Origin of the sequence: Streptomyces sp. AcH 505, from assembly GCF_000818175.1 — a bacterium.
Classification (GTDB): Bacteria; Actinomycetota; Actinomycetes; order Streptomycetales; family Streptomycetaceae; genus Streptomyces.
This window is the reverse complement of the sequence record NZ_JTIY01000001.1, coordinates 2,721,206-2,728,583: the sequence shown is the minus strand read 5'-3', so window position 1 is coordinate 2,728,583 and position 7,378 is coordinate 2,721,206. Positions and strand designations below refer to the sequence as shown.

The window sequence follows — 7,378 nt, the reverse complement described above, 5'->3', positions numbered from 1 at the left end:
GCTGGAGGCGGGACCCTGGCTGCCGGTCGCCGGAGGCGCCTGCTGGGCCGTCTGCGGGGGCGCCTGGCCGCCGCCCGTGCCCTGCGTCCTGCTGGGCTGCTGAGCGGTGCCCGACGTGTCCGACGGGCCGCTCTGCCGGGCGGGCGCCACGCTGCCCGCCGTGGACTGCTGCGCCGTGGGGCTCTGCGACTTGCCCGCCGACGGCTCCGTCGGACGGCCGCTCGTACGGTCCGAACCGGTCGGCGACTGCGACGCCTTGCTGTGCCGCGACTTCTGCGGCAGCGGGGCGCCCGGGAGTTGGTTGACCGGGTCCTGGTTCGGGCCCGGCACCGTCACCATGTCGGACGACCGTACGGCCCCGCCGAGCACGGACCCGATGAGCAGGGTCAGACCGATGACGACGCTCGCGATGACCGTGCCACGGCGCAGTACGTGCCTGCGCAGGTCCCAGATCTCGGAGCGCGGACCGAGCTTGCGCCAGGCCTCGCCCGCGAGGCGTCCGTCGACGGAGTAGACGGGCGCGCCCGCGATGATCAGCGGGGACCAGGCGGCGAGGTAGATGATGTCCGGCGCGTCGTACGCCGGTACGGTCCGCCAGCTGACGGTGAGGATCAGCGCCGCCGACAGCAGCGTGCCGAGGGAGGCCGCGACCCGCTGCCACAGACCCAGCACCGTGAGCACACCGGCGACGATCTGGAGGAACGCGACGCTCAGCCCGGCGCCCACCGGGTGCGAGAGCGCGAAGTCGCGCAGCGGCTCGGCGAGGGCCCACGGGTGCAGCGAGTTGAGCCACTTCACCATGGAGCCGCGCTCGCCGCCGTCGAAGTACACGGGGTCGCAGAGCTTGCCCATGCCGGCGTAGATGGAGATGAACCCGAGGAACACGCGCAGCGGGAGCAGCACCACGCCGAGGTTCATCCGGCGGCCCGGGTAGTACGCGTGCCGGACGTTGTCGGCGCCGTGCCGTTGGCTGCGCGGCCCGTCGCGACCGGTGTCGGTACCGGAGTCGGAGTCGGGGTAGAGCTCGTAACTCTGTTCGTCCGGGTCGTGTTCGGGGGTGTCGTACGCGCCGACGGCCTGCCGCATCGGGGGCAGCAGCGGCCCCCCGGGCCTGCGGCCGCCACCGCCGGGGACGGCGGGGACGACGGTCGTGCCGTCGTCGTCGAGGTCGATCCGGGGGATGACCTGCGTGGCGCCGGTGTCGTAGCCCTCCGCCGCTTCGGGATAGCCGCCGCCGGCGGCCACGCCGCCCGCGCGCACCGCTGAGGAGTTCCGTACGGCCTGGAGGAGCCCGGTCGCTCCGGGGTCACCCGGTTCGGACCTGCCGCTCCAGACGACGGGTGCCCGGCGGCGTACGGCGCCGGCGCCCGCGGCGCCTGCCTTGCCTGCGGTGCCGCTCATGGCGGGGATACGCGCGGTGTCGGCGCCCGCGCGTGCGGTGCCTGCGCGTGCGGTGCCCGTGCGCTGGGGCGTCGCGAGTTTCACCCGGAAGCTGGCGTGGTTCACGATGACCTGCGCGGGATCGCAGTCCACCTTGAGCATGCTCAGCGGGGGCTGATCGTCGAACCCGGGCCGGGGCGTTCTGGTGTCCACACTCATCTAACCGAGTGACTTGTGTTTAGGACACTGCCTTGACGCGCGCGATATGTCCGAGACCCGTCAAGATCATCCGGCGCCGCCCCGATCTGTTGGCCGGACGCGCCGCAAGTGTTCCTTTTGCGGCATCCTGCTTCCATGGCGAACGAACAGAAGAACGGCCACCCCGCACGGGACTTAAGCGCGACGACCGCCGAGGAGACGCAGGAACCTGCCGTGAGCGGCGGGCCGCCCAAGGTCAGCGTGGTCGTGCCGGTCTACAACCCGGGCGCCGACATCGGTGAGTTGATCACGTCACTGCTGCGCCAGTCGATGCCGAAGACCGACTGGGAAGCGATCTTCGTGGACGACGGCTCGACGGACGGCACCGGCGCCCGGCTCGACACACTGGCCGCCGAGCAGGACAACATCACCGTCGTCCACATCCCCAACTCCGGCTGGCCCTCCCGCCCCCGCAACATCGGGATCGACCGGGCGCGCGGCGAGTACGTCCAGTTCGCCGACAACGACGACTGGCTCGGCGACGAGGCGCTGGAGCGGCTCTACGCGTACGCGAAGGAGAACGACGCGGACGTCGTCATCGGGAAGATGGCGGGCCGTGGCCGCAATGTGCCGCGCGAGCTGTTCCGGCACAACCGGCCGGACGCGACGCTCGCAGCCGATCCGCTGATCGACAGCCTCACCCCGCACAAGATGTTCCGCAGGTCGTTCCTGCTGAAGCACGGGCTGCGCTTCCCCGAGGGCAAGCGGCGCCTGGAGGACCATGTGTTCGTGACGGCCGCGTACTTCGCGGCCGACCGGATCTCGGTGCTCTCCGACTACGTCTGCTACTTCCACGTGGCGCGCGCCGACGCGTCGAACGCCGGTTTCCGGCGCTTCGACCCGGCGGGCTACTTCGGCAACGTACGCGAGGCGCTGGACATCGTGGACGCGAACACGGAGCCGGGCGCGCTGCGCGACCGGCTGCACCGGCGGTGGCTGCGGGTGGAGATGGTCGCCCGGCTGACAGCCGCGCGGTATCTCGACGCGCCGGCCGAGTGGCGCGCGGACTTCTTCCGCGAAGTGCGGTCCGTGGTGACGGAGCGGTTCGCACCAGGGGTGGCCGCAGGGCTGCCGGCGCCGCAGCGCGCCGTGGTGGCGCTCGTCGTCCAGGGCAGGGCGGACGAACTGGCCGAGCTGGGGCGCTGGGAGGCGGCGATCCGGGCGAAGGCGACGGCCCGGGTGACGGGGAAGGACGAGGTCACCGTCGAGGCCGAACTGATCGGCCCCGACGGCCCGTTGACGTACACGCACGAAGGCGGCGCCGACCTGCTGCGACTGCCGGTCGGCGGCATACCGCCGGAGGCCCTGGACGTCACGGACCGGCTGAACAAAGCGCGGCTGGACGTCGTGGCGCGCCGCAGGGGCGGCGGCGGCGAGGAGTTCTTCCTGCCGGGTACGAGTACGGCGAAGCGCGTCCCGGTCGACGGCAGTAGCAGCAGCGGCGACGACGGCGGCGACACCGACGGCGCGTTCAGACTGGTCCAGCGGTCGGTGGCACGGCTCGCCCCCGACACCATCAACGCGGGCCGCAAGGGCGGCAGTTGGGAGCTGAAGGCGCGGATCGTGAACTGCGGCCGGCAGAAGGAGACCGAGCTGCCGGTGTCGCTGACGGTCCCGCAGGACGGCGCGCCCCCGGTCCTGCGGGCCGGGGTGCGACCGCCGTTGCTGCTACGGGTCAGACGCCGCGTCCTGCGGGCACGCGGCGCGCTCAACCGCCGTACGTAGACGGCACGCGGGCGGCACGTGGGCCGTGCATAGGCGGCACACAGGCAGCCGGGACGGCCGCACGTCACCGCGTCTGACGCCAGAACGTCAGACGCGGTGGCGGGACGCCTCGTACAGCACGATCCCCGCCGCCACACCCGCGTTGAGCGACTCGGCGCCGCCCGGCATCGGGATCCGGACGCGGAAGTCGCACGTCTCGCCGACCAGCCGCGACAAACCCTTGCCCTCGCTGCCGACGACGATGACGACGGGTCCGCTCAGCGCCGCCAGCTCGCCGACCTCGGTGTCACCGTCCGCCGCGAGCCCGACGATGGTCAGGCCCGCCTTGCGGTACGCCTCAAGCGTCCGCGTCAGGTTCGTACAGCGGGCGACCGGCGTACGGGCGGCGGCGCCGGCCGACGACTTCCAGGCGCCGGCCGTCATACCGGCCGCGCGCCGCTCGGGGACGACGACGCCGTGGCCGCCGAAGGCGGAGACGGAGCGTACGACGGCGCCGAGGTTGCGCGGGTCGGTGACGCCGTCCAGCGCGACGATCAGCGGGTCCTCGCCGTCGTCGAAGGCCGCGGCGGCGAGGTCGTCCGGGTGCGCGTACTCGTACGGCGGGACCTGGAGCACCATGCCCTGGTGGTTGAGGCCGTTCGTCAGCCGGTCCAGCTCCGGCTTGGGGGCCTCCATGAGGTGGATGCCGCCGCGGTCGGCCGCGAGCTGGAGCGCCTCACGGACCCGCTCGTCGTTGTCGATGAACTGCTGCACGTAGAGCATCGAGGCGGGCACACCGTCGCGCAGCGCCTCGAAGACCGGGTTGCGGCCCACGACCATCTCGCTGGTGCCCTTGCCGCCACGGCGAGCGACCTGACGGCGCTGGGTCTGCTTGGCCTTCGCGTTGGCGACGCGGTTCTTGACATGGCCCTTGCGCGCGGAGGCAGGCGGGGTCGGGCCCTTGCCTTCGAGGCCCCGGCGCCGCTGGCCGCCGCTACCGACCTGCATGCCCTTCTTGCCGGACGTGCGGCGGTTCCTGCTGTTCCCGGCCATGACCTACCTGTTTCGTTGCTTCCGTGATGCGTACGCGGCGTACGCGGCGTTCATATGTGTAACGGGGTTCAGTGACAGCGTACGTAACCGCGGCCGTGGTCAGCGCGGGCCGAGCGTCCAGCGGGGCCCCGAGGCGCTGTCCTCGACAGACAGCCCCGACTGCTGGAGCTGGTCGCGGATGGCGTCGGCGGTGGCCCAGTCCTTGCGGCCGCGCGCCGCCTCGCGCTGGTCGAGCACCAGCCGTACGAGGGTGTCGACCACGCCGTGCAGATCCTCGCCCCGGTCGGTCTCGCCCGCCCAGTGCTCGTCCAGCGGGTCGAGGCCGAGGACGCCGAGCATGGCGCGCACCTCGGCGAGCCGGGCGACAGCCGCTTCCTTGTCGTCGGCGGCGAGCGCTGAGTTCCCCTGCCGGACGGTGGTGTGCACGATCGCGAGGGCCTGCGGCACCCCGAGGTCGTCGTCCATCGCGTCGGCGAAGGCCGGCGGCACCTCGTCGGCCGCGGGGGCCGCGCCGCCGTTCTTCTCCACGACGCGCTGGATGAAGCCCTCGATCCGCGCGAACGCCGACTCGGCCTCGCGCAGCGCCTCCTCGCTGTACTCGATCATCGAGCGGTAGTGCGGGGTGCCGAGGTAGTAGCGCAGCACGATGGGCCGCCAGCGCTTGACCATCTCGGAGACCAGCACCGAGTTGCCCAGCGACTTGGACATCTTCTCGCCGCTCATGGTGACCCAGGCGTTGTGCACCCAGTACTGCGCGAAGTCGTCGCCGTACGCCTTGGCCTGCGCGATCTCGTTCTCGTGGTGCGGGAAGATCAGGTCGAGTCCGCCGCCGTGGATGTCGAAGGCGGCGCCCAGGTACTTGTGCGCCATCGCCGAGCACTCCAGGTGCCAGCCGGGCCTGCCGCGGCCCCAGGGCGTCTCCCAGCTGGGCTCGCCGGGCTTGACGGCCTTCCACAGGGCGAAGTCCCGCAGATCGCGCTTGCCCGTCTCGTTGTCGCCGGACGGCTGGCGCAGGTCGTCGATGTCCTGGTTGGAGAGCTGGAGGTAGTCGGGGAAGGACCGCACGTCGAAGTAGACGTTGCCCTCGCACTCGTACGCGTTGCCGCGCTCGATGAGGACCCGCATCATCTCGATCATCTCGGTGATGTGGCCGGTCGCGCGGGGCTCGTAGCTGGGCGGCAGGCAGCCGAGGACGTCGTAACCGCTGTTGAACGCGCGCTCGTTCTCGTACCCGATCGCCCACCAGGGCCGACCCTGCTCGGCCGACTTCGTGATGATCTTGTCGTCGATGTCGGTGACGTTGCGGATGAACGTGACGTCGTAGCCGCGGTGCGTGAACCAGCGGCGCATGATGTCGAAGTTCAGCCCGGACCTGATGTGTCCGATGTGCGGGGCGGCCTGCACGGTGGCGCCGCAGAGGTAGATCGAGACACAGCCCGGGGTGAGCGGGACGAAGTCACGGATCTGCCGGGCGCCGGTGTCGTACAGCCGAATAGTCACGCGACAAGGGTAGTGCGCCCGGGACAGTGCCCCGGGACGCTTTGGGCAACGGGGACACGGAATCTGGTCCGGGGGACGATCCGGGGACGGCGTGAGGGGCGGTCCGGGGATGGAGCGAGGGGCGGTCAGGGACGGAGTGAGGGGCGCCGGGTGTCACCCGTACCGGCGTACGGTGACGCCCGCCGCCCCCCTTACGTCTCCTGCTTACGTCTCCTGCTTACGTCTCTACGTACGGACGACGAGCGCGGTCGCGACGGCGGCCAGCCCCTCGCCCCTGCCGGTGAACCCGAGACCGTCGGAGGTCGCCGCCGATACGGAGACGGGCGCGCCGACGGCTTCGGAGAGGACCTTCTGCGCCTCTTCCCTGCGCTTGCCGATCTTCGGCCGCAACCCCACGACCTGCACGGCGACGTTCCCGATGGCGAAACCGCCGTCGCGTACGATCCGCGCCGCCTCGGTCAGCAGCGTGAGCCCGGAGGCGCCCGACCACTCGGGCCTGCCGGTGCCGAAGTGCGCGCCGAGATCGCCGAGGCCGGCCGCGGAGAAGAGCGCGTTGCACGCGGCGTGGGCGACGACATCGGCGTCGGAGTGGCCGGCGAGCCCCGGGCCTTCGTTCTCCCAGAGGAGACCGGCGCACCAGAGTTCGCGGCCTTCCTCGAAAGCGTGGATATCGGTGCCGATCCCGACCTGCGGGAGGACCACCCGGTCCGTACGCGTCACGTCAGAACTCATCGTTGGCCCTCCTCCGGGCGAGAACCGCCTCGGCCAGTACCAGGTCGAGCGGCCGGGTCACCTTGAACGCCTCCTCGTGGCCCGGTACGACCACGACGGGCGAGCCGAGCTGCTCGACCATCCCCGCGCAGTCCGTGGCGCCTTCGCCGCGCTGGACCACCGTCTCGTGGGCCAGCTGGAGCGTGGCCCTGTCGAAGCCCTGCGGGGTCTGTACGGCGCGCAGCGTGGCCCGGTCGGGCGTCGCGACGACCGGTTCCGGCTCGCCCTTCGGCCGCGGCTCGACCTGCTTGACGGTGTCGGAGACGGGCAGTGCGGGGACGACGGCGACCGCGCCGTCCCGTACGGCGTCCACGACGGCGTCCACGGTGTCGACCGGCACCAGCGGGCGGGCCGCGTCATGGACGAGGACGGTGGTGATGCCCTCGGGCAGCGCCTCGATGCCGAGCCGTACGGATTCCTGGCGGGTCTCGCCGCCCGGTACGACCAGGTAGTCGGTGCGCTGCGGCAGCGCGTGCTCGTCGAGGAGGTTCTTCACCTCGCCAGCGCCGTCGGGCGGCGCGACCACGACGACGAGCGACACGGCGCGGGACGCCGCCATCGCACGTACCGCGTGGATCAGCATGGGGGTGCCGCCCAGGCCGCGCAGCGCCTTGGGGGCGCCGGGGCCGAGCCGTACGCCCCGGCCCGCCGCGGGGATCACGGCGGCGGTTCGGTGCGGGCTGGCTTCGTCTGACATCGGTTCCACTCCGGC

Annotated in this window: 6 protein-coding genes; 1 reads left to right on the top strand and 5 read right to left on the bottom strand. The window is 71.9% G+C overall.

Annotation, left to right across the window (positions count from 1 at the left end):
• Positions 1-1,599, bottom strand: a 1,599-nt coding sequence (locus tag HY68_RS12485) for a DoxX family protein (RefSeq protein ID WP_041988084.1), incomplete at its 3' end; no start/stop codon positions are given.
• Between the two features lie 135 nt (positions 1,600-1,734).
• On the opposite strand from HY68_RS12485, the gene HY68_RS12480 reads away from it, so the two are divergent.
• Positions 1,735-3,363: a glycosyltransferase family 2 protein gene (locus HY68_RS12480; RefSeq protein WP_078863574.1), complete on the top strand. Its 1,629-nt coding sequence runs from the start codon at positions 1,735-1,737 to the stop codon at positions 3,361-3,363.
• Positions 3,364-3,450: 87 nt separating this feature from the next.
• On the opposite strand, the gene rlmB is transcribed toward HY68_RS12480, so the two are convergent.
• The 4 genes from rlmB to ispD all read right to left on the bottom strand — a co-directional run bounded on the left by rlmB (position 3,451) and on the right by ispD (position 7,363).
• Positions 3,451-4,395 carry a 23S rRNA (guanosine(2251)-2'-O)-methyltransferase RlmB gene (gene rlmB / locus HY68_RS12475; RefSeq protein ID WP_041988078.1) on the bottom strand — a complete coding sequence of 315 codons (945 nt, stop codon included), beginning with the start codon at positions 4,393-4,395 and terminating at the stop codon, positions 3,451-3,453.
• Positions 4,396-4,494: 99 nt separating this feature from the next.
• On the bottom strand, positions 4,495-5,895 hold the full coding sequence (cysS, locus tag HY68_RS12470) for a cysteine--tRNA ligase (RefSeq protein WP_041988075.1): 1,401 nt from the start codon (positions 5,893-5,895) through the stop codon (positions 4,495-4,497).
• 225 nt (positions 5,896-6,120) lie between these two features.
• The gene (ispF, locus tag HY68_RS12465) at positions 6,121-6,627 is read right to left on the bottom strand and encodes a 2-C-methyl-D-erythritol 2,4-cyclodiphosphate synthase (RefSeq protein WP_041988072.1); all 507 of its coding nucleotides are present in this window, start codon (positions 6,625-6,627) and stop codon (positions 6,121-6,123) included.
• Positions 6,617-7,363 carry a 2-C-methyl-D-erythritol 4-phosphate cytidylyltransferase gene (gene ispD, locus HY68_RS12460; protein WP_041995885.1) on the bottom strand — a complete coding sequence of 249 codons (747 nt, stop codon included), beginning with the start codon at positions 7,361-7,363 and terminating at the stop codon, positions 6,617-6,619. Before ispD ends, ispF begins: the two co-directional genes overlap by 11 nt.
• Between the last annotated feature and the right edge of the window lie 15 nt (positions 7,364-7,378).

What these genes read in the sequence shown, in the direction of transcription:
- HY68_RS12480 (WP_078863574.1), top strand. Translation starts at nt 1,735, where the DNA reads ATGGCGAACGAACAGAAGAACGGCCACCCCGCACGGGACTTAAGCGCG.
- rlmB (WP_041988078.1), bottom strand. Translation starts at nt 4,395, where the DNA reads ATGGCCGGGAACAGCAGGAACCGCCGCACGTCCGGCAAGAAGGGCATG.
- ispF (WP_041988072.1), bottom strand. Translation starts at nt 6,627, where the DNA reads ATGAGTTCTGACGTGACGCGTACGGACCGGGTGGTCCTCCCGCAGGTC.
- ispD (WP_041995885.1), bottom strand. Translation starts at nt 7,363, where the DNA reads ATGTCAGACGAAGCCAGCCCGCACCGAACCGCCGCCGTGATCCCCGCG.